Here is a 21711-nt window from a genome sequence, read left to right on the forward strand (position 1 = left end):
GCAATGTTTGCCCCTTCGCGACGCGACGGGGCAAACATTGCCGGTCACGGCTCTAGCTGTCTTCGCTCTCGTTGTTGATTCCCAGGCCTGGGAGCAGCCCGGGGAGCAGCGGGGGCAGTGTGACGTCCGGGGTGGGTGAGTTGGATCCCCTGCCCGTGGTGGACGGGGTGGCGCCCGGTGACGGGGGGTCCAGGAGACCGTCCGCGCCGCCCGGGATCAGGCCGTCGGCCGGGGTGGAGGCCGAACTGGACGGGTTCGGGGTGCCAGTGTCGCCCTGTCGGCCCTGTGAGGCTTCGGGGGACGAGGGTGCTGGGCTGTCCGTGAGGGAAGGGTCGTCGGACTGCTGTGACGACCCGGGCTGTTGCGAGTCGGTATTCCGGTCCGGGGTGCGGGGCAGCAGCGACTGCAGCGGTGCGATCTCTTCGTCTATGGCATCGAAGACCGAGCTGACCTCGTCCCCGACGTCCGTCAGCTGGACCGGCAGCCGGTCGCGCAGGCTGCTCCAGCTCCCACGGTGGTTGCGGGAGAAGGAGTCCAGGGTCTGGATCGGGCCGAGTGCTCCGTCACGCTGGTACGCGGCGTGGAGCAGGCGGTGGCCCTCGGTGGCGTCCTGCGTCATGCCGTTCAGCGTGCGCCTGATCTCGCCCAGTGATTCGTGGTCCAGATCGCCCGCGCGGTCGCGTTCCATGAGCCTGCGGGCCTCGCTCAGCCGCGTCGATGCCTGGTCGAGGTAGACCTCGCCGCGGTCGATATCGCCGTTGGCCATACCGAGGTGGATGTCCTCCATGCCGCGCTTCAGCCCGTACAGCGAATCACCTGGAAGGGCGTCGGAACTGGCAGCGGCTACTCCGCCGAAGGCTCCTGCGGCGACGCCGACGGTGAGCCCGCCGGCGGCGAGCCCCTTCGTCCAGCGGGAGCGGGGGCGCAATTTTCGGAGCGGAGAGGCCCGGTGGGTCCCCTTGCTCCGTTGTTCGGGCACCGTAGGGCCCGTGGATGCGCCGCCCTCGGCAAACATGGCCTCCATGGCTGCCACGAGCCGCGCTCGCTGCACCACTTTGACCTCGGGATCCAACTCCGGTCTCGGCAGCTCACCGAGGCCGTTCGCCAGGGCCAACAGCGTTCCGTGGTCGGCCGGTTCGGCCGGTTCCTCGGGCTGTACGGCCGCCGCACCCTGGAGCTCCTGCTCCTCCAGCGCCTGGGCGAAGGCGTTCGCCCGCCGGTGTGCCGAAACGTTTGCGATCACTGGCGGCACCTCCTCTCGTCATGACGGTCGACTCCCCTGGGGGTCCGGAAGGTTGCACACCTTGAGCGCTTCCACACGAATGAGTGAGTGTAGGCGGACAGGGAGTGACGACAGGGGGCCTGCAACCGGCACAACGAGTGGCGCGGCACTTGGGTTACGCAGGAAAGATGATCGGACCAATGCGTGACCGGGGAGTCGCCGAGGGTGTTTTCAGCGGGCATCGTCCGGCAGCAGTCGGGCGAGGGTGCGGACGGCGCGGTACTGCAAGGTCTTGATCGCGCCCTCGTTCTTGCCCATCACGCGGGCCGTCTCGGCGACCGAGAGGCCCTGCAGGAAGCGCAATGTCACGCATTCCTGCTGCTGGGGGTTGAGTCGGCGCACGGCTTGCAGCAGTGCGGCGTTGGAGAGGGACTCCAGGACGGAGTCCTCGGGGCTGCGCTCGACCTCGTTGGCGTCGAGCATTTCGCCGGTGGTCACTTCCAGCCGGAACCGGCTGGACTTGAAGTGGTCGGCGACCAGGTTGCGGGCAATCGTGACGAGCCAGGCGCCGAAGTCGCGGCCCTGCCAGGTGAAGGTCGAGATGCGGCGCAGGGCGCGCAGGAAGGTCTCACTGGTGAGATCCTCCGCCGTCGCCTTGCCGCCCACCCGGTAGTAGATGTACCGGTACACGGTGTCGCTGTACTGGTCGTAGAGACGGCCGAAGGCGTCAGCCTCACCGGCCTGTGCGCGCTCGACGAGATCCATCATGCGCGCGCTGTCGCTGTCGGCGGTCGGCCGACGAACGGTGGACGTGGTCGTTGCGCCGCGGTTGCTGCGTCTTCCGACCGCCGCACCGCGTTCGGCCAGGGCATAGCAAGGGCCGACAGGTGCAGGGGTGGCAAAGGCGGGTACGGCGTACGCGGTGGGGACGAAGCCGCGCAAGCGGTCGGCGACCGTTGCGCGCAGCGTAGCCAGGCCCGAGGCGTCAACCCCGACGTGTGGGTACACGGGACTCCCAGAGGCAGAGCTTCCATCACGTGCAGTGCGAAACCGTCACTCGTCGTAGTGAGTGGGCGTTCCGGAATGCGTCTGAGGAGAATAACGCTTCGTACAGGCAGTGCTACACCCAGTTGCTGAAATCACCGATTCCGTCGCTTCTGTAGCGACTATGAGGCGCATCAAGTAGCACATCGTGACCAGTTATTGATCGGAATACTTCGCGATCTGGCTGCGGCCGCGACGGGTTGTGGTCGGGTGGGCGCAATCCGACTGGCGGGAGCGGTCGGTGGGTAAGGGGTCCCGATTGGCGGCGCGGCCGGGCGTGGCCCTGCCCCCCGAGGCGGGGGCCGGGCCACGTGGTCGGTGTGCCGGTGTGTCGGTGCGTCCGGGGGTCAGCGGCGGCGGCGGTGCAGGGCGACCGCGGCCGCGGTGCCGCCCGCGAGGGCGCCGACACCGGCGGCGGCCGGGATGCCGACCTTGGCCGCCTTGCGGCCCGTGCGGTAGTCGCGCAGCCGCCAGTCCAGGGCCCGGGCGTGCTTGCGGAGCTTGGTGTCCGGGTTGATCGCGTACGGGTGCCCGACCAGGGACAGCATCGGGATGTCGTTGTGCGAGTCGCTGTACGCCGCGCAACGCGCCAGGTCGAGGCCCTCGGCTGCGGCCAGGGCGCGGACCGCCTCGGCCTTCGCGGGCCCGTGCAGCGGTTCGCCGACCAGGCGGCCGGTGTAGACGCCGTCGATGGACTCGGCGACCGTGCCGAGCGCGCCGGTCAGGCCCAGGCGGCGGGCGATGATCGTGGCCGTCTCCACCGGGGCGGCGGTGACCAGCCAGACCTTCTGCCCGGCGTCGAGGTGGGCCTGGGCGAGGGCGCGGGTGCCGGGCCAGATGCGGTCGGCCATGTACTCGTCGTAGATCTCCTCGCCGATGGACATCAGCTCGGAGACCCGGTGGCCCTTGACGATGGACAGGGCGCTGTCGCGGGCGTCCTGCATGTGTTCCGGGTCCTCGACGCCGGCCAGCCTGAACCAGGCCTGCTGCCAGGCGAACCGGGTCAGCTCGCGGCGCTGGAAGAACTTGCGTTTGTACAGGCCGCGGCCGAAGTGGAAGATCGCCGCGCCCTGCATGACGGTGTTGTCCAGGTCGAAGAAGGCGGCGGCCCGTTCGTCGCCGACGACCGGGAAGGCCGGTTCCGGCTCCTCGGTCGTGGCGGGGGCCGTGCCGGTGGATCGTCCGGCGGGCTGTCCGGCGGGGAGTGACGACTTCCGCGCTGCCTCGGCTGCTGCCTCGCCTGCCAGCACGCTCAGTGCTGTCGCGGAACGCCTACGGGGTGTGAGCCATCCAAGAGCGGCCATGTCGTGAGCATAGCCAGTCCGTTCGGCCTTTCCCGACGTGCCGGGATGCGGTGGCGTGAACTCTCGCGGACCGAATTGTTAAGCGGGCGATTCCGGACGTAACGGATCGGCGCCCGACGGGCTCCGGAAACGGCGGGCGGGCGGCGCAGAATAAAGGCATGAGTGCCTTGCTGCGTCGTACGAAAAAGAAGCCCGCGGACCGTGTCGTGACCCTGGTCGGGAAGCCCGGTTGTCACCTCTGTGACGACGCGCGGCTCGTGGTGAGGGAGATCTGCGAGGAGACCGGCGCGTCCTGGGAGGAGAAGGACATCACCCAGGACGAGGAGCTGCACCGGGAGTACTGGGAGCAGATTCCGGTCGTCCTCATTGATAACGAACAGCACACGTTCTGGCGGGTGGACCCGGCGAGGCTGCGCAGGGCGCTGCTTTCCTGAGTGAAACCCGGTTACCATCATGGGCGTTTTGGGTGGTCTCGGGGGTGTAGTTGTGAGGAGTGTGTACCGTCTTGCCCCCTTCGGGCCTGCAACGGGCTGATGCGATCCATGGTTCCGGGATCGCGCGACGAATGTGCGTGACCCCGGTCACTTTGACCGGACAAAACGGACACTATCTTTGTGCACACGTTCACAAAGACATAGCCTGCATTCGACGGGGCGGTCTTGGAACATACGGCCGCCTGCAGCCCCGCTCATCCCGCAGGAGCACCGTGGCAACTGGCCGAACTCACCGACCGGCGACCCGTAGCCGAGGAATTCCCGAGGCCACCGTCGCTCGGCTTCCGCTGTATCTCCGCGCACTGACCGCGCTCTCCGAGCGCTCGGTCCCCACGGTCTCGTCCGAGGAACTCGCCGCGGCGGCGGGGGTCAACTCCGCCAAGCTGCGCAAGGACTTCAGCTACCTCGGGTCGTACGGGACGCGCGGTGTCGGCTACGACGTCGAGTATCTCGTCTACCAGATCTCCCGCGAACTCGGGCTCACCCAGGACTGGCCGGTCGTCATCGTCGGTATCGGTAACCTCGGCGCCGCGCTGGCCAACTACGGCGGCTTCGCTTCCCGTGGCTTCCGGGTCGCCGCGCTGATCGACGCCGACCCCGCGATGGCCGGTACGCCCGTCGCCGGGATCCCCGTCCAGCACGCCGACGAGCTGGAGAAGATCGTCACGGACAACGGCGTGTCGATCGGTGTCATCTCGACCCCCGCCGGTGCCGCACAACAGGTCTGCGACCGGCTCGTCGCCGCGGGCGTGACCTCCATCCTGAACTTCGCGCCGACGGTGCTCTCCGTGCCCGACGGCGTCGACGTCCGCAAGGTCGACCTCTCGATCGAGCTCCAGATCCTCGCCTTCCACGAGCAGCGGAAGGCGGTCGATGAAGCCCCTGGCGGGAGCAGTGTCGACCCGGCCGCGCCGCCCGTGCGTGCCGCCACGGACAGCAGCCGGAAGGGACCCGACGGGGACGTTCCCGCCGTGATGCCGGCATGAGTCTTCTTGTCGTCGGACTGAGCCACCGCAGCGCCCCCGTCTCCGTACTGGAGCGGGCCTCGCTGGCTGCCGGGACGCAGGCCAAGCTGCTGCAGGACGTCCTTGCCGCGGAGCCCGCGGCCGAGGCCGCCATCCTGGCCACCTGCAACCGCATCGAGCTGTACGCCGACGTGGACAAGTTCCACGCCGGTGTCGCCGAGCTGTCCACGCTCCTCGCCCAGCACAGCGGGGTCGGGCTGGACGAGCTCACTCCGTATCTCTATGTGCACTACGAGGACCGGGCCGTCCACCACCTCTTCTCGGTGGCGTGCGGGCTGGACTCGATGGTCGTCGGCGAGGGCCAGATCCTCGGCCAGATCAAGGACGCGCTGGCGCTGGGGCAGGAGCTCCACACCGCCGGCCGGCTGCTGAACGACCTGTTCCAGCAGACCCTGCGGGTCGGTAAGCGCGCCCACAGCGAGACCGGGATCGACCGGGCCGGGCAGTCGCTCGTCACCTTCGGTCTGCAGCAGCTCGCCGACGGCGCCGATGTCGCCGTCTGGGCGAAGGGCAAGAGCGCCCTGGTGATCGGTGCCGGGTCGATGTCCTCGCTGGCTGCCGCCACGCTGGCCCGTACCGGTGTCGCCGAGATCGTCGTCGCCAACCGGACCCGGGCCCGCGCCGACCGGCTCGTCGAGATCCTCCAGCAGCCCGGTGGAACGGGAGTGACTGCCCGCGCCGTGGAGATGGCCGCGGTCTCCGACGAACTGACACGTGCCGATGTCGTCGTCTCCTGCACCGGTGCGACCGGTCTCGTGCTCACCGCCGAAGCCGTCGCCGGAGCGCTCGGGCTGCCCTTCGATACGGCCGTCACCGCGCCCCCGGCGCCCGCACTGCCCGCCGCCGACCTGGACCAGCACGCCGCGTGGGTGGAGAACGGCTCCGCCACCGCGACCGCGCAGGTGCAGGCCGTCCGCCGGGCCACCGTGCCCGCGCAGTCCCAGTCCGCCGGACCGGTCAGGCTCGCCCTGCTCGACCTCGCGATGCCGCGCGACATCGACGGTGCCTCGACGCGCCTCGACGGTGTGCGCCTCGTCGACATCGAGTCGCTCGCCGAGGCATCCGCGGACGCTCCGATGGCCGTCGATGTGGACCAGGTGCGCACCATCGTCGCCGACGAGGTCGCCGCGTTCGGTGCCGCCCAGCGCGCCGCCCACATCACACCGACCGTCGTCGCCCTGCGCACGATGGCCGCCGATCTGGTGGCCGGCGAGATCGCACGGCTCGACGGACGCCTCCCCGACCTGGACGAGAAGCAGCGCGCCGAGATCACGCAGACCGTGCGCCGCGTCGTCGACAAGCTCCTGCACGCGCCCACCGTGCGGGTCAAGCAGCTCGCCAGCGAGCCCGGCGGCGCCGGGTACGCCGATGCGCTGCGGGAACTCTTCGACCTCGACCCGCAGACGGTCGCCGCCGTCTCCCGGGCAGACCTGAACGACCCGAATAGAGGGCGGTCATGACCGACAACTCATCCCAGCGCGCGCAGACCGACGCGCCGCTCCGGCTGGGCACCCGGCGCAGCAAACTCGCCATGGCGCAGTCCGGCCTCGTCGCCGACGCGGTCAGTGAGGTGACCGGGCGCGCCGTCGAGCTCGTCGAGATCACCACGTACGGAGATGTCTCCCGCGAGCACCTCGCGCAGATCGGCGGCACCGGTGTGTTCGTCGCGGCGCTGCGCGAGGCGCTGCTGCGCGGCGAGGTGGACTTCGCCGTGCACTCGCTGAAGGACCTGCCGACCGCACAGCCCGAGGGCCTCGTCCTCGCCGCCGTGCCGGTGCGCGAGGACCCGCGCGACGCGCTGGTGGCGAGGGACGGGCTGACTTTCGAGCAGCTGCCGTCCGGTGCCCGCGTCGGCACCGGTTCGCCGCGCCGCATGGCGCAGCTCAACGCGTACGCCCGCAGTCACGGCCTCGACATCGAGACCGTGCCGATCCGCGGCAACGTCGATACGCGTATCGGATTTGTACGAAGCGGTGAACTGGACGCGGTGGTTCTCGCCGCGGCCGGACTCAGCCGCCTCGGCCGGACCGGTGAGGTGACCGACTTCCTGTCGGTCGACACCGTTCTGCCCGCTCCCGGCCAGGGAGCACTGGCGATCGAATGCGCTGCAACCAGCGCGGACCTCGCCGCAGCACTCGCCGAGCTCGACGACCCGTACACCCGGGCCGCCGTGACCGCCGAGCGCGCCCTGCTCGCCGCCCTGGAGGCCGGCTGCTCCGCACCTGTGGGTGCGCTGGCCGACCTCCTGGTCGACGGACAGGTTGTCAACGAACTGCGCCTGCGCGGTGTCGTCGGTTCCACCGACGGTTCCTCGCTCGTACAGATGTCCACCACCGGTCCCGTCCCCACGTCGCCCGACGACGCGGCGGCCCTCGGTCGCGAGCTCGCGACCGAGATGCTTGCCAAGGGTGCGGCCGGTCTTATGGGGGAGCGAGCACTTTGAGCCCCACCGGCCCCGCCGCATCCGACTTTCCGGTCCTGTCCGCAGGGCACGTCACCTTCCTCGGCGCCGGTCCCGGCGATCCGGGACTGCTGACTCTGCGCGCTGTCGAGGCGCTCGCGAGCGCGGACGTCCTTGTTGCCGAGCCGGACGTTCTCGGCGTCGTCCGCGGCCATGCGCGAGCAGGCGTCAGCACCCCCGAGCTGGCTGTTGTTGACGTGACGTCAACAGCCGCCGGGGTGCCCGTTCTCAGGGACGCGGCCAATCTTGTCATGGAGGCCGCGAAGGGCGGCAGGCGGGTCGTCCGTGCCGTCGCAGGGGACCCGGGCCTGGACGGGAACGCAGGCGCGGAGATGCTCGCCTGTGCCGCCGCCGGCATTCCCTTCGAGGTCGTGCCGGGTGTCGCGAACGCCGTGGGCGTGCCCGCGTACGCCGGCGTGCCGCTGCGTGATACGCAGGGCGCCGACGTCCGGTTCGTCGATGCCCGGACCGCCTCGGACCGCTGCTGGACCGAGGTCGGCGCGAGCGATGCCACGGCGGTCGTCTCGACGACGCTGGACTCGGTCGCGGCCGCCGCGGGCGAGCTGGTCTCTGCGGGCCGCAAGCCCGACACCCCGCTGACCGTGACGGTCGCCGGCACGACGACGCGCCAGCGCACCTGGACGGCGACCCTCGGGACGATCGCCCAGGTCCTGAAGCAGGCGAAGGTGCTGCCGTCGCCGGATGGGCACCAGCCGGTCATAGCCGTGGTCGGTGAGTGCAGCTCCGCCGCCCAGCGCGACCAGCTCTCGTGGTTCGAGTCCAAGCCGCTCTTCGGCTGGAAGGTGCTCGTGCCGCGGACGAAGGAGCAGGCGGCGTCGCTCTCCGACCAGCTGCGTTCGTACGGCGCCGTGCCGCACGAGGTCCCGACGATCGCCGTCGAGCCGCCGCGTACGCCCCAGCAGATGGAGCGCGCGGTCAAGGGCCTCGTCACGGGCCGCTACGAGTGGATCGCCTTCACCAGCGTCAACGCGGTCAAGGCGGTCCGGGAGAAGTTCGAGGAGTACGGGCTCGACGCCCGTGCCTTCGCCGGGATCAAGGTTGCCGCGGTCGGCGAACAGACCGCCGCCGCACTGATCGATTTCGGTGTGAAGCCGGACCTGGTGCCTTCCGGTGAGCAGTCCGCCGCCGGTCTGCTGGAGGACTGGCCGCCGTACGACCCGGTCTTCGACCCGATCGACCGCGTCTTCCTGCCGCGCGCCGACATCGCCACGGAGACGCTCGTCGCCGGCCTCATCGACCTGGGCTGGGAGGTCGACGACGTCACCGCGTACCGCACGGTCCGCGCCTCGCCGCCGCCGTCCGACACCCGTGAGGCGATCAAGGGAGGCGGGTTCGACGCGGTGCTCTTCACCTCGTCGTCGACCGTCCGGAACCTGGTCGGTATCGCGGGCAAGCCGCACAACGTGACCGTCATCGCGTGCATCGGCCCCGCCACGGCGAAGACCGCGGAGGAGCACGGCCTGCGGGTCGACGTGCTCTCCCCGGAGCCGTCGGTGCACAAGCTGGCCGAGGCGCTCGCCGATTTCGGTGCGCAGCGCCGGGAGGCGGCGAAGGAGGCCGGTGACCCGGTGACGCGGCCGAGCGAGCGGCGTCCGGGTGCGCGCAGGCGTCGTACGACTACCTGACCGGCCGGGTCGGGAGTGTTCAGGGGTCCGGTTGCTTCGGCAGCCGGGCCCCTGCCCGTTTTTCCGGCTCTTCGTAGGGCAAACATTGCCGGTCACGGCATGAGTCTCGACCTGCCTACTCCCTGTGAGGCGACCACTCCGGCCACGGGGCCGCGCCAAGTGCTGCGGGAAAATCCGAGCGCGACCCGTCATCGACACCGGCGGGCGTTGAGCCGGGCGGCCTGGCGCGTCAGGTAATCGCGCTCGGCGAGGTTGGGTGCCTTGTGGGCCGCCTCGGCGTACAGCCGTGCCGCCGTCACCGGGTCGCCGTCGCGCTCGTGGAGGTACGCCGCCACGGCGGCGTGGCGGGGCAGTGAGTCGTTCAGTGCCGCGAGCGCCGCCAGCCCGGCGCGCGGTCCGTCGGCCTCGCCGACGGCCACTGCGCGGTTGAGCCGGACGACCGGGCTGTCGGTCAGGCGCGCGAGCTCGTCGTACCACTCGACGATCTGCACCCAGTCGGTCTCCTCGGCGGTGGGTGCGTCGGCGTGGAGTGCCGCGATGGCGGCCTGGGCCTGGAACTCACCCAGCCGGTCGCGGGCGAGGGCCGCCTGGAGGATCTCGACGCCCTCGGCGATCGACTCGGTGTCCCACCGGCCGCGGTCCTGCTCGGCGAGCGGCACCAGGCTGCCGTCGGGCGCGGTCCGGGTGGCGCGCCGGGCGTGATGGAGCAGCATGAGGGCGAGCAGCCCCGCCACCTCGGGGTGGTCGATCGCGTCCGCGAGCTGCCGGGTGAGCCGGATGGACTCGGCGGCGAGGTCGACGTCGCCGGAGTAGCCCTCGTTGAAGACCAAGTAGAGGACGCGCAGCACGGTGGCGACGTCGCCGGGCTGGTCGAACCGGACGCCGGAGACGGTGCGCTTGGCACGGCTGATGCGCTGCGCCATGGTCGCTTCGGGCACCAGGTAGGCCTGGGCGATCTGGCGGGTGGTCAGCCCGCCGACGGCGCGCAGCGTGAGCGCGACCGCGGACGACGGCGTCAGCGACGGGTGGGCGCACAGGAAGTAGAGCTGGAGCGTGTCGTCCACCGCGGGCGCGGGCCCGGGCGCCGGCTCCTCGTCGACGAGATCCTCACGCCGGCGGCGGGCGGCGTCCGCCCGGGTCGCGTCGAGGAACCGGCGCCAGGCCACGGTGACCAGCCAGCCCTTCGGGTCCCGCGGTGGGTCGGCCGGCCAGACGCGGACCGCCTCGACCAGCGCGTCCTGCACGGCGTCCTCGGCCGCCGCGAAGTCGGCTCCGCGGCGGACGAGGATCCCGAGCACGCTCGGCGTGAGGCTCCGGAGCAGGGCCTCGTTCATCGATGAGGTCACTCCGTGATGGTGGGCGGGCAGGCCAGGAACGGGCGTACCTCGAGCCACTCGTGGATCGGCTTCCCGCCTGCCCCGGGGGCGGCCGACAGCTCCCCGGCCAGCTCGATGGCGCGCTCGTAGCTGTCGACGTCGATCACCATCCAGCCGGCGATGAGGTCCTTGGTCTCGGCGAACGGGCCGTCGGTGACCGGGGGGCGCCCCTCACCGTCGTACCGGACGAACGTCCCCTCGGGGGCGAGCGCCTGACCGTCGACGAACTCGCCGGTTCCCTCGAGCCGGGCCGCGAAGTCGTTCATGTACTGCACGTGCGCCGAGATCTCCTCCGGCGTCCACTGGTCCATGCACACGTCGTTGACCGGAGCCGGAGCGCCGCGGTAGTGCTTGAGAAGCAAGTACTTGGCCATCGTGTTTCTCCTCGGTGCTGGTGCGACCCATTGTGGTCGCGTTCACCGCGGGGACGGAGCCAGTCACGGGTTCTCGACATCGCCGTCCATTTTTCCGGCACGGGTGTCGGTAAGACGGTGATGTGTACGGGTCTATCGTCGAAGGATGACTGTGTACGGAAACTTCCCCGGCTCCCGCCCCCGGCGGCTGCGGACGACCCCCGCGATGCGACGGATGGTCGCCGAGACACGGCTCGACCCGGCGAACCTGATCCTGCCCGCGTTCGTACGCGAAGGCATCACGGCGCCCGTCGCCATCTCGGCCATGCCCGGTGTCCAGCAGCACACCCTCGACACCCTCCGGAAGGCCGCGGTCGACGCGGTGTCGGCCGGGGTCTCCGGGATCATGCTCTTCGGTGTCCCCGCGGACGAGAAGAAGGACGCCCGGGGGACGGCGGGCACCGATCCGGACGGCATCCTTCAGGTCGGTCTGCGCGCGGTGCGCGAAGAGGTCGGTGACGACCTCGTCGTCATGTCGGACCTGTGCCTGGACGAGTACACGGACCACGGTCACTGCGGCGTCCTGACCGCCGACGGCCGCGTCGACAACGACGCGACGCTGGAGCGGTACGCCGAGATGGCCCAGGTCCAGGCGGACGCGGGCGCCCATGTGGTCGGCCCCAGCGGCATGATGGACGGCCAGGTCGGCGTCATCCGTGACGCGCTCGACCAGACGGGCCACGAGGACGTCTCGATCCTCGCCTACACGGCGAAGTACTCGTCGGCGTTCTACGGGCCGTTCCGTGAGGCGGTCGGCTCCTCGCTCAAGGGCGACCGCAAGACGTACCAGCAGGACCCGGCGAACACCCGTGAGTCCCTGCGCGAGCTGGCGCTCGACCTCGAAGAGGGCGCCGACATGGTCATGGTCAAGCCGGCCGGACCGTACCTGGACATCCTCGCGAAGGTCGCCGACTCGGTGAACGTGCCGGTCGCCGCGTACCAGATCAGCGGCGAGTACGCGATGATCGAGGCCGCCGCCGAGAAGGGCTGGATCGACCGCGACGCGGCGATCATGGAGAGCCTGACCGGGATCCGGCGCGCGGGTGCGCAGATGATCCTGACGTACTGGGCGACGGAGGTCGCGCAGCGGCTGCGCCGTTCGTAGCAGCGGACACCTGGAACCCGCGCCGACTCAGGCCGCGGGTTCCAGGCCCCGGGACGTCTCCTTCGCCCTCGACGTGCTCGCTCGGGAACAGCCCCTTGGTCCGGTCGGTGTGGCGGGTTTCTTCCTCGGAGGCTTTATGGCGGTGGCACTTGCCGGGGCCCGTGTCTATCCGCGGATCCTGTGGGCGGTGCTGACGGGGGCGGTCCCGTTGCCAGGGATCCCCGAGTTCCCTGGCGTGCTGGAGGCGCTGCGGAAGAAGTACCCGCTGGACGAGTCATCAGGGCCGAGCGGCCACTCGCGGAGGCGGCCGCTGGACGATGCCGCAGCAGAGCGCCACTCACCGGCAAGCAGCTCGGGCCACTCGCCGCGTATCCCGCCGTCGACCAGCCATGTTCGTGACTCTAGACGTGGCCACTGACTACGGGAGCGGAGGGCCGGGCGGGGCGGACGGCGGCGGGGCGGCGGGGTGTGGTGGTGAGGGCGTGGGTGCGAGCAGGGCGATGGCGGTCACGGCGAGGGTGCCGGTGGTGCGCCAGCGGCCCTCGAAGCCGGTCAGCCGGGTGCCGGACAGCTCCGGGCCGGGGACCAGCAGGGTGGCGGAGAAGGTGCCCCCAGGGTGCAGGGTGACCCGGGCGTCGTGGAATCCGAGCCAGGTTCCGGTGAGCGGGAACCAGGTCTTGTAGACGGACTCCTTGGCGCTGAACAGCAGCCTGTCCCAGGGGGTTTCGGGGTGCCGGGCAGCGAGCTCGCGCAGGGCGGCGCGCTCCGTGCCGTCGGAGACCAGCGCCAGGACCCCCGGGTCGGACAGCGGCTCCGCCGGTTCGGCGTCTATGCCCAGGGAGGCGACCTCGGTGGACCGGGCGACGGCCGCCGCCCGGTAGCCGGTGCAGTGCGTGAGGCTGCCGACGATGCCTTCGGGCCAGCCGGGTTCGCCCCGCGGGCCCGGCAGGATCGGCACCGGGGCCACACCGGAGACGGCCAGGGCGGCGCGGGCGCACGCGCGGACCGTGCTGAACTCGCGCCGTCTCCGGGCCGCGAACCGGGCCGCGACCGCCTCCTCCTCGGGGAACAGCGCGGCTCCCACCCCGTCGTGGCAGGTGTCGACGACGGTGACCTGGGCAGGGAGCAGGGCGGCGAGGACCCCGGCCGGGACCGGGCCGCCGTACGGAATCGGGGTCATGAACGGTCACGGTAGCGGGCGTCGATCCGCCCCGGGTGCGGTGCTGGCTGCCGTATAGGCCGGATATAGCCAGCGAAAGCACGCTCGACTCATTCGAACGAATGGGGGAAGCATGCCGGACCAAGAATCACAGGTGGCTCTGGTGACCGGGGGTTCGCGCGGCATCGGCCGGGCGGTCGCCACCCGGCTGGCACACGACGGGTTCGACGTGGCGATCTGCTACCGCTCGGACGAGGTCGCCGCGGAGCAGGTGGAGAAGGAGATCATCTCCGTCGGCCGCCGTGCGCTGATCCGCCGGGTGGATGTCGCCGACCGGGTCGGTGTCCGCGCCTTCGTGGCCGACGTCGAGTCGGAACTCGGCCCGGTGTCGGCGGTGGTGACCTCCGCGGGCATCACCCGTGACCGTCCGCTGGCACTGATGCAGGACGAGGAGTGGGACCAGGTCCTGCGCACCAACCTCGACGGCACGTACAACCTGCTGCGCTCCGTGGTCCGTTCGATGATCCGCCGCCGGGCCGGCACGGTCGTGACCCTCTCCTCGGTGGCCGGCGTCGTCGGCAACGCCGGTCAGACCAACTACTCCGCCTCCAAGGCCGGGATCATCGGTCTGACCCAGGCGCTCGCCAAGGAGTTCGGCCGGTACGGGGTCCGCGCGAACGCGGTGGCCCCCGGATTCATCGACACCGAGATGGTCGCCGGAGTCCCCGAGGCGGTCGCCAAGGACGCGCTGGCCCGCATTCCGCTGGGCCGGTTCGGCACCCCCGACCAGGTCGCCTCGCTCGTCTCCTACCTGGTCTCCCCGCAGGCCGAGTACATCACCGGTCAGGTGGTCCGGATCGACGGGGGCATGGCCCTGTGAGCGGGTCCGGGATCTGGTTCCGCCGGTACGCGCGGACGGTCCGGCCGCGGCTGCGGCTGGTCTGCTTCCCGCACGCCGGAGGGAACGCCCAGCTCTTCCACAGCTGGCCGGCGCGGCTGCCCGCGGACATCGAGGTCCTCGCCGTGCGCTATCCGGGCCGCCAGGAGCGGCTGGACGAGCCGTGCGTCGAGTCGATGGACGAACTGGCCGACCGGATCTCGGACGCGCTCACCCCTCACCGGGAGCTGCCGCTGGCGTTCTTCGGGCACAGCATGGGGGCGGCGGTGGCGTACGAGGTAGCGGTGCGCCAGGAGGCGCAGGGCGGTCCCGGCCCGGTCCGGCTGCTGCTCTCCGGCCGCAACGCCCCGCACCGCACGTCCCCCACCGCGCTGCACCGGGCCGCCGACGACGTACTGGTGGCCGGGGTGACCCGGCTCGGCACCCTGGGCGGCGACGCCTACTCCGTACCGGAGCTGCGGGAGCTGCTGCTGCCGGTGCTGCGCTCCGACTACCGGCTGATCGAGACCTACCACCCGGAGCGGCCCGCCGTGCTGCGCACCCCCGTGGTCGCCTACCTCGGCGACCGGGACCCCGGCGTCTCGCAGCGGCAGATCGTTGCCTGGGCCGAGCTGACGAGCGGCGGATTCGCCCTGCGGTCCTTCGCCGGCGACCACTTCTACCTCGCCCCCCGGGAGGCGGAGCTGACCGCGGACATCGCGGAGCGACTGGCTCACATCCCGTCCGGCCAGCCGGCCTGAGCACAGACGACAGACGACAGACGGCTTTACGGCAACAGTGAGAGGAGCGGCGCCGTGACGAGTTCCACGACTTGGGCACCACTGGAGATCGAGGCGCAGGACGGCGGCGGGGTCGAGGAGCTGCTGAGTCGCCTGGATGCCCTGGAATCCGGTCTGACCGGAACGCTGGTGAAGGAGAAGGGGCTGGTCTTCCGCGGCTTCGGGATCACCCCGCAGACGCTGGACAGGGCGCTGGACCGGCTGCTGCCGAACCGGCTGGCCTATGTGCACGGCAACTCGCCGCGGACCAAGGTCGGCGGCAACGTGTACACGTCGACGGAGTACCCGCAGGAGTACACCATCTCGATGCACAACGAGATGAGTTACGCCCACGCGTGGCCCACCCGGCTGGCGTTCTTCTGCCAGGTGCGGCCCGGCAGCGGCGGCGCCACCCCGGTGCTGGACGCCGCGACCTGGCTGGCGGTGCTGGACCCCGAGGTGCGCGACGCGTTCGCCGGCGGGGTGCGCTACGTGCAGAACCTGCACGACGGCTACGGCCTCGGCAAGAGCTGGCAGGACACCTTCGAGACCGCCGAGCGTGCCGATGTCGAGGCGTTCCTGAAGAGCGCCGGTGCCGAGTGGGAGTGGCGGCGCGACGGCAGTCTGCGCGTCGAGTCGCACCGCCCCTCGACCACTCGGCACCCGGTCACCGGCGCCGAGGTCTGGTTCAACCAGGCCGACCAGTGGCACCCGGCCGGTCTCGGTGACGACACCGCGAAGGAGCTGGCCGAGATCCTCTCCGAGGACGAGCTGCCGCAGTCGGTGACGTTCGCCGACGGCAGCCCGATCCCCGCCGAGTACGTCATCCAGGTGCGAGACCGCGGTCTGGAGGCCGCGGTGGACGTCGACTGGCGCGCCGGCGATCTGCTGCTCATCGACAACGTGCTGCTGGCCCACGGCCGGCGGCCGTTCACCGGGGACCGCCGCGTCCTGGTGGCGATGTCCGACTGAGCCCTGCCGGGCGCCCCGGCGTCCCTCTGCTCCCTGCTCCCTGACTCCCGCGACGACAGAGCGAGTTGACCATGACCATCACCTCGGAAGAGATACCCGCCGGCTGGGTGGGGAGCGGAACCGTGCCGGGGCTGTGCCGTCCCGGTGCACCCGGCACCGGTATCCACGGCTACCTCACCGAACACCGCGCCGAACTGCGTGAACTGCTTTCGGAGCGCGGTGCGTTGCTGCTGCGCGGCTTCGACGTCGGCGGTGTGGACGGCTTCGACGGGACCGTGCGGGCGTTCTCCGGCACGCCGCCGCTGGCGTACGCCGAGCGTTCCTCGCCCCGCTCCACCATCAAGGGGCAGGTCTACACCTCGACGGACTACCCGCAGAACGAGGAGATCTTCCTCCACAACGAGAACTCCTACCAGGCCGTCTGGCCGCACACCCTGTACTTCTACTGCGTGGAGCCGGCCGTCAGCCAGGGCGCCACTCCGCTTGCCGACATTCGCCAGGTGCTCCGGTCCATCGACCCGGAGGTCCGCGCGGAGTTCGAGCGGCGCGGCTGGCAGGTGGTGCGCAACTTCCACGCCGGGTTCGGCGTGCCCTGGCAGGAGGCGTTCAACACCTCCGACAAGGACGCCGTGGTGGCGTACTGCAAGGAGCGGCGGATCGAGGCCGAGTGGCGGCCCGACGGCGGGCTGCGCACCACAGCGGTCCGTGAGGCGGTGCACCGTCACCCGGTCAGCGGCGAGCCGGTGTGGTTCAACCACGCCACGTTCTTCCACGTCAGCACGCTGGCGCCGGAGGTCGGCGCGGGACTGCGCGCGATCTTCGCCGACGAGGACCTGCCCACGAACACCTTCTACGGCGACGGCGGGGCCATCCCCGACGAGGTGACCGATCATCTGCGCGCCCGGTACCGGTCGGCTTCCGTCCGGTTCGACTGGCAGCGCGATGACGTCCTGGTCGTCGACAACATGCTGGCCGCGCACGGGCGCGAGCCGTTCACCGGGCCGCGGCGGATCGCCGTGGCCATGGCAGAGCCGTCCGAAGCCTGACGGCTCGGGGGAGTTGAGGGAGAAATGCTCAAGACGTACGGATCACGCATCTCCGGGCTTGCGGTGTACCGGCCGGCCCGGCTGGTCTCCAACGAGGAGCTGGCGCAGCGCACGACGGTCTCCCCGCAGTGGATCGAGGGCCGGACCGGCATCAAGACCCGCCACCACGCCTCCGAGGAGGAGGACATCGCCACGATGTCGGCGGCGGCCGGGGAGAAGGCCGTGGTGACGGCCGACATCGACCCCGCCGAGGTCGACCTGACGATCGTCGCCAGTGCTACCCGCCGGGTCCGGATGCCGGGAATCGCCCCCGAGGTGGCCAGTCGGATCGGACTGCCGAACTCCGGTGCGTACGACTTGAACGCGGTCTGTGCCGGGTTCACCTACTCGCTGGCGATGGCGTCCAACGCGGTGCGGCTCGGTGAGGCGCGTCATGTGCTGGTCGTCGGCGCCGAGCGGACCAGTGAGTGGATCGACCCGAAGGACCCCGACACCTTCGTCATCTTCGGTGACGGTGCGGGTGCCGCGGTGGTCTCCCGTTCGGAGACGTCCGGCATCGGCCCGGCGGTCTGGGGCAGCGACGGCGCGCGCGCCGACGTCCTCGGCATCACCGAGAAGGAGGACGGCCGGGAGTACGTCACCATGAACGGCCCGCTCGTCTACAAGTGGTCCACGGCCACCATGCCGGACGTCGCCCACCGGGCCTGCGCCGCGGCCGGGATCACCCTCGACGACATCGACTGGTTCGTGCCGCACCAGGCCAACAACCGGATCATCAAGACCCTCAGTTCCAACCTCGGGCTGCCGCCGGAGCGCGTCGTCAACGACGTCGTGGACACCGGCAACACCTCGGCCGCCTCGGTGCCGCTGGCGCTCAGCCGGCTCAAGGACAGCGGACGGGCCACGCCCGGCGAGAAGGTCCTGCTGCTCGGCTTCGGCGCGGGCCTGACCTACGCGGGCCAGGTCGTCGACATGCCGTGACCGGTCCCGCGGACCGGACCGGCACCCGGATTCTTTCCCCTGCTCTGCCCTGTACCACCCCTGCGCAGCCGCGCCCATCCCATCGGAGAGACGGAAGACCATGACCAGAGACGAACTGATTGTCGAGATCATCAACCTCACCCTGCGCACCGCGCCCGACCTGGAGGGCGAGATCACCGCGGAGTCCAGCTTCGACGAGCTCGGCATGGACTCGCTGACCCGGATCGACCTGCTGGCCGCCGTGGAGAAGACGTTCGACCAGTCGGTTCCCGACGAGAAGGTCGGCGACCTGCTCCGCGTCATCGACGTCGTCGACTTCCTCGCGGCGAACAAGGCAGGAGTCTGATCCATGGACCACACGGACCCCATGGGCGGGGCGATGCCCCTGTCGGTGGGCCAGGAGGGGCTCTGGCTGCTCCACAAACTGGCTCCCGGCAGTGCTACGTACAACCTCGCGGGTGGTGTCCGGATGGAGCCCGCGCCGGACCCTGAGGTCCTGGCGCGGGCGGTCCGCGCCCTCACCGAGCGGCATCCGATGCTGCGTTCGGTGTACGTCGAGACCGACAAGGGACCCGGCCGTGTCGTCAAGACGCCTGGTGAGACAGGTGAGTTGAAGGTGCGTGAGGTGTCCGGCGCGGACGACGCGGAGATCGAGCGGCTCATCGCGGCCGAGGTCTCCGCCCCCTTCGCACTTTCTCAGGACGGCCCCCTCCGCGCGGTGCTGCTGCACCGCGGCCCGGACGCCGTGCTGCTGGTCATCACGCACCACATCGCCACCGACGCCATCTCACAGTGGCTGCTCTGGCGCGACCTGCTCGCCGCGTACGAGGCGTACGCCGTCGGCAAGGAACCCGGCTGGGCACCGGTCCCGGTCGGCTACGAGCACTTCGTCGAGAGCGAGCGTTCGCTGCTCGAATCCTCGCGCGGCGAGCGGCAGGCGGAGTTCTGGAACGAGCAGTGCGCCGGCTCCGTCGCCGGGGAACTGCCCACCGACCGTCCCCGCCCGGCCACGTCGTCGAACACCGGCACCAGCCTGGTGCGCCGGCTGCCCGACGCACTCTCCGAGGGGATCAGGCGGACCGCCGCCGACCGGGGTGTGTCGCAGTTCGCGCTGGCCCTCGGGTCGCTCCAGGCGCTGGTGAACCGCTGGACCGGCCAGGGCGACTTCCTGATCGCCTGCCCGGCGTCGGTCCGCCGCTCCTCCGCCAAGGACGTCGTCGGCTACTTCGTCAACCCGGTCCTGATCCGGGCCGACTTCACCAGAACCAGCACTCTGGGCGAGGTGATCTCCCAGGCCAACGACCGGCTCCGGCAGGCGACCGCCCGGGCGACCTACCCGTACCCGCTGGTGGCGCAGAACGCGGCGGCCGGCGGACCGCTCTTCCGGATCTCCATGACGATGGTGACCACGGACCGGTTCGGCGCCGAACTCGGCGTCGCGGCCGCCGGGGTGCCGCTCGATGTGGCGGGTGTGACGACCACCTACCTGGAGATCCCGCACCTGGAGGGCCAGTGCGACGTGTCGCTGGAGGTCACCCGGGACGCCAACGGGCTGACGATCGCGCTGCGTTATGACACCGCGCTCTTCGAGCGGGACACCATGGACCGGCTGTTCGACCAGTTCGTCCGCTTCCTGTCGGCGGCCACCGCCGACGCCGAGCGCCCGGTCGGCCGACTCCCGCTGACGGACGACGCCGAGCGTCGCTCGCTGCTGGCCCTGGGCAGCAACACCGGCGCCGGCTCATGAGGCCGCCCGTGCTCCACGGCATCCTCGACGGCGTCGGCAACACCCACCTCGTCGAACTCGGCGGCCTGCTGCCGCGCTTCGGCTCCCGGGTCTTCGCCAAGCTGGAGGCGTTCAACCCCGGCGGCAGCGTCAAGGACCGCTCGGCGCTCTCCATGCTGCTGGGCCGCATCCGCAACGGTGAACTCGTCCCCGGCCGTTCCACCGTGGTGGAGTCCAGCTCAGGGAACCTCGCCATCGGCATCGCGCAGATCTGCCGGTACTTCGGGATCGACTTCATCTGCGTGGTGGACCCCAAGACCACCCAGCAGAACCTGGCGATCCTGCGCGCCTACCGGGTCTCGGTCGAGATGGTCACCGAGGTCGACCCCGAGACCCGCGCCTATCTGCCGATGCGGCTGAAGCGGGTACGGGAACTGGTGGCGGCGATCCCGGGCGCGTACTGGCCCAACCAGTACGCCAACCCGCTCAACCCCCGGGCCCACGTCCAGACCATGCGCGAGATCGCCCAGGCGCTGGACGACCGGGTGGACTACCTGTTCTGCTCCACCGGCACCGGTGGCACCCTGACCGGCTGCGCCCAGTACATCCGCGACCGCGGCCTGACCACCACGCTGGTGGGCGTCGACGCGCTGGGCAGCGTGCTGTTCGGCGGGGTGTCCGGACCTCGGCTGCTGCCGGGTCACGGGGCGGCGGTCCGGCCCGAGCTGTTCGATCCGGCCCTGGCCGACGAGGTCGTGCACGTCTCCGACCTCGACTGCGTGGTGGGTTGCCGGACGCTCACGGACCGCGAGGCGATCCTCGCCGGCGGTTCGTCGGGCGCCGTCACCGCGGCCCTGGGGAAGTACGCCGAGCGCATCCCGGCCGGCAGCAACGTCGTGATGATCTTCCCCGACCGCGGCGACCGGTACCTCGACACGATCTACTCCGACGACTGGGTGCGCGCCCACTTCGGAGAGGTCTCACATCTGTGGAACGAATCCGAACTCTCCTTGGCGGTGGGCGCATGCTGATCCTCAGGCACGGTGAAGTGGCCGGGCTGCTGGCCGGACGTGAGAAGGAGGTCATCGACCTCGTCGCGGAGGCGTACCAGCGCCACGACGAGGGACGCACTGTCCTGCCGCACTCCGTCTTCCTGCGGTTCCCGGACCGCCCCAGGGACCGGATCATCGGTCTCCCCGGCTATCTCGGGGCCTCGTCCGACGGCGGTCCCGGTGAGGTCGCCGGAATGAAGTGGATCTCCTCCTTCCCCGGCAACGTCGCGGCGGGCCACCAGCGCGCCAGCGCCGCCGTACTGCTCAACTCCCTGGAGAACGGGCACCCCGAGGCGCTGATCGAGGGCTCGCTGATCTCCGCCCAGCGCACCGCGGCGTCCGCCGCGCTCGGCTCCCGGATGCTGCTCGCCGGCCGCCGGCCGTCCGGGATCACCCTGATTGGCACCGGGGTGATCAACCGGGAGGTGCTCCGCTTCCTCGCCGTCGAACACCCCGAGCTGGACTCCCTCGCGGTCTACGACACCGACCCGGATCGGGCCAGGCGGTTCACCGCCGACAACGCCCGGCTGCTGCCCGGTGCCCGGGTCCGCCACTGCACCTCGCTCGACGAGGCGCTCGCCGCGCACGACCTGGTCTCCTTCGCGACGACGGCCGCCACCCCGTACACCGGTCTCGACGCCTGCCCGCCCGGCACCGTCGTGCTCCACGTCTCGCTGCGGGACCTCACCGTGCCCGCGATCCTCGGCAGCCACAACGTCGTCGACGACACCGACCACGTCTGCCGCGAGCAGACCTCGCCGCACCTGGCGGAGCAGCACACCGGCGGGCGCGACTTCGTCGACGCCTCGATCGGCGCGCTGCTGCGCTCCACCGCCCGGCTGGAGCCGAAGGACGGCCGGCCGCTGGTGTTCTCCCCGTTCGGGCTCGGCGTGCTGGACCTGGCGCTGGCCGGTTTCGTCCGCGACGAGGCCGGATCGGGCTCCATCGGCACCCGCGTCGAGGGATTCCTGCCGGCCCCGACCCCGTAGGGCGTGTCCGCGAAGTTCCGCCCGGCCAGCGACGCCCGGC

The 21711-nt window shown here is 70.9% G+C and carries 21 protein-coding genes; 15 read left to right on the plus strand and 6 right to left on the minus strand.

Annotated elements, in window-relative coordinates; all coding sequences use genetic code 11:
* Positions 1-52: 52 nt before the first annotated feature.
* From AB0915_RS00815 to AB0915_RS00825, 3 genes are all read right to left on the minus strand, one after another.
* Entirely contained in the window at positions 53-1243 is a 1191-nt protein-coding gene (locus AB0915_RS00815; RefSeq protein WP_366689018.1) for a DUF5667 domain-containing protein, read from the minus strand.
* 210 nt (positions 1244-1453) lie between these two features.
* Positions 1454-2230 carry an ECF subfamily RNA polymerase sigma factor, BldN family gene (locus AB0915_RS00820; RefSeq protein ID WP_030928170.1) on the minus strand — a complete coding sequence of 259 codons (777 nt, stop codon included), beginning with the start codon at positions 2228-2230 and terminating at the stop codon, positions 1454-1456.
* A gap of 383 nt (positions 2231-2613) precedes the next feature.
* Complete coding sequence (locus tag AB0915_RS00825; RefSeq protein ID WP_366689019.1) at positions 2614-3570, minus strand: HAD-IB family hydrolase; 957 nt, start codon at positions 3568-3570, stop codon at positions 2614-2616.
* A gap of 158 nt (positions 3571-3728) precedes the next feature.
* Between AB0915_RS00825 and AB0915_RS00830 the strand changes: the two genes are divergently transcribed.
* The 5 genes from AB0915_RS00830 (at position 3729) to AB0915_RS00850 (ending at position 9196) form a co-directional block, all read left to right on the plus strand.
* Positions 3729-4004: a glutaredoxin family protein gene (locus AB0915_RS00830; protein WP_358858408.1), complete on the plus strand. Its 276-nt coding sequence runs from the start codon at positions 3729-3731 to the stop codon at positions 4002-4004.
* 272 nt (positions 4005-4276) lie between these two features.
* Positions 4277-5050 carry a redox-sensing transcriptional repressor Rex gene (locus AB0915_RS00835; protein WP_366689020.1) on the plus strand — a complete coding sequence of 258 codons (774 nt, stop codon included), beginning with the start codon at positions 4277-4279 and terminating at the stop codon, positions 5048-5050.
* On the plus strand, positions 5047-6549 hold the full coding sequence (locus AB0915_RS00840) for a glutamyl-tRNA reductase (protein ID WP_366689021.1): 1503 nt from the start codon (positions 5047-5049) through the stop codon (positions 6547-6549). Before AB0915_RS00835 ends, AB0915_RS00840 begins: the two co-directional genes overlap by 4 nt.
* Positions 6546-7532: a hydroxymethylbilane synthase gene (gene hemC / locus AB0915_RS00845; protein WP_366138332.1), complete on the plus strand. Its 987-nt coding sequence runs from the start codon at positions 6546-6548 to the stop codon at positions 7530-7532. The genes AB0915_RS00840 and hemC overlap by 4 nt, the downstream gene beginning before the upstream one ends.
* On the plus strand, positions 7529-9196 hold the full coding sequence (locus AB0915_RS00850) for a bifunctional uroporphyrinogen-III C-methyltransferase/uroporphyrinogen-III synthase (protein WP_366689022.1): 1668 nt from the start codon (positions 7529-7531) through the stop codon (positions 9194-9196). Before hemC ends, AB0915_RS00850 begins: the two co-directional genes overlap by 4 nt.
* Before the next feature lie 188 nt (positions 9197-9384).
* On the opposite strand, the gene AB0915_RS00855 is transcribed toward AB0915_RS00850, so the two are convergent.
* Entirely contained in the window at positions 9385-10530 is a 1146-nt protein-coding gene (locus AB0915_RS00855; RefSeq protein WP_366689163.1) for a DUF6596 domain-containing protein, read from the minus strand.
* Between the two features lie 8 nt (positions 10531-10538).
* Positions 10539-10946, minus strand: a complete 408-nt coding sequence (locus AB0915_RS00860; RefSeq protein ID WP_366689023.1) for a YciI family protein — start codon at positions 10944-10946, stop codon at positions 10539-10541.
* A gap of 145 nt (positions 10947-11091) precedes the next feature.
* Between AB0915_RS00860 and hemB the strand changes: the two genes are divergently transcribed.
* Positions 11092-12090: a porphobilinogen synthase gene (gene hemB, locus AB0915_RS00865; RefSeq protein WP_366689024.1), complete on the plus strand. Its 999-nt coding sequence runs from the start codon at positions 11092-11094 to the stop codon at positions 12088-12090.
* Between the two features lie 418 nt (positions 12091-12508).
* Here the strand turns inward: hemB and AB0915_RS00870 are convergent, their stop codons facing one another.
* A complete protein-coding gene (locus tag AB0915_RS00870) occupies positions 12509-13270 on the minus strand; it encodes a 4'-phosphopantetheinyl transferase superfamily protein (RefSeq protein WP_366689025.1) in 762 nt (253 codons plus the stop codon).
* 112 nt (positions 13271-13382) lie between these two features.
* Between AB0915_RS00870 and fabG the strand changes: the two genes are divergently transcribed.
* The 9 genes from fabG (at position 13383) to sbnB (ending at position 21671) form a co-directional block, all read left to right on the plus strand.
* Positions 13383-14129: a 3-oxoacyl-[acyl-carrier-protein] reductase gene (gene fabG / locus AB0915_RS00875; RefSeq protein WP_366689026.1), complete on the plus strand. Its 747-nt coding sequence runs from the start codon at positions 13383-13385 to the stop codon at positions 14127-14129.
* Positions 14126-14887: an alpha/beta fold hydrolase gene (locus tag AB0915_RS00880; protein ID WP_366689027.1), complete on the plus strand. Its 762-nt coding sequence runs from the start codon at positions 14126-14128 to the stop codon at positions 14885-14887. The genes fabG and AB0915_RS00880 overlap by 4 nt, the downstream gene beginning before the upstream one ends.
* A 54-nt stretch (positions 14888-14941) precedes the next feature.
* Positions 14942-15877 carry a TauD/TfdA family dioxygenase gene (locus AB0915_RS00885; protein ID WP_366689028.1) on the plus strand — a complete coding sequence of 312 codons (936 nt, stop codon included), beginning with the start codon at positions 14942-14944 and terminating at the stop codon, positions 15875-15877.
* 71 nt (positions 15878-15948) lie between these two features.
* Positions 15949-16923: a TauD/TfdA family dioxygenase gene (locus tag AB0915_RS00890; RefSeq protein ID WP_366689029.1), complete on the plus strand. Its 975-nt coding sequence runs from the start codon at positions 15949-15951 to the stop codon at positions 16921-16923.
* Between the two features lie 24 nt (positions 16924-16947).
* Positions 16948-17904: a beta-ketoacyl-ACP synthase III gene (locus tag AB0915_RS00895; RefSeq protein WP_366689030.1), complete on the plus strand. Its 957-nt coding sequence runs from the start codon at positions 16948-16950 to the stop codon at positions 17902-17904.
* A 100-nt stretch (positions 17905-18004) separates the two neighbouring features.
* Positions 18005-18250 carry a phosphopantetheine-binding protein gene (locus AB0915_RS00900; RefSeq protein WP_366689031.1) on the plus strand — a complete coding sequence of 82 codons (246 nt, stop codon included), beginning with the start codon at positions 18005-18007 and terminating at the stop codon, positions 18248-18250.
* Between the two features lie 3 nt (positions 18251-18253).
* Positions 18254-19651 (plus strand): condensation domain-containing protein, encoded by a 1398-nt coding sequence (locus AB0915_RS00905; protein WP_366689032.1) that lies wholly within the window; start codon positions 18254-18256, stop codon positions 19649-19651.
* Positions 19648-20661 (plus strand): 2,3-diaminopropionate biosynthesis protein SbnA, encoded by a 1014-nt coding sequence (gene sbnA, locus AB0915_RS00910; protein WP_366689033.1) that lies wholly within the window; start codon positions 19648-19650, stop codon positions 20659-20661. The genes AB0915_RS00905 and sbnA overlap by 4 nt, the downstream gene beginning before the upstream one ends.
* Positions 20655-21671 carry a 2,3-diaminopropionate biosynthesis protein SbnB gene (sbnB, locus tag AB0915_RS00915; RefSeq protein WP_366689034.1) on the plus strand — a complete coding sequence of 339 codons (1017 nt, stop codon included), beginning with the start codon at positions 20655-20657 and terminating at the stop codon, positions 21669-21671. The genes sbnA and sbnB overlap by 7 nt, the downstream gene beginning before the upstream one ends.
* Positions 21672-21711 lie beyond the last annotated feature (40 nt).

The organism is Streptomyces sp. NPDC048411, from assembly GCF_040704695.1.
Lineage (GTDB): Bacteria > Actinomycetota > Actinomycetes > Streptomycetales > Streptomycetaceae > Streptomyces.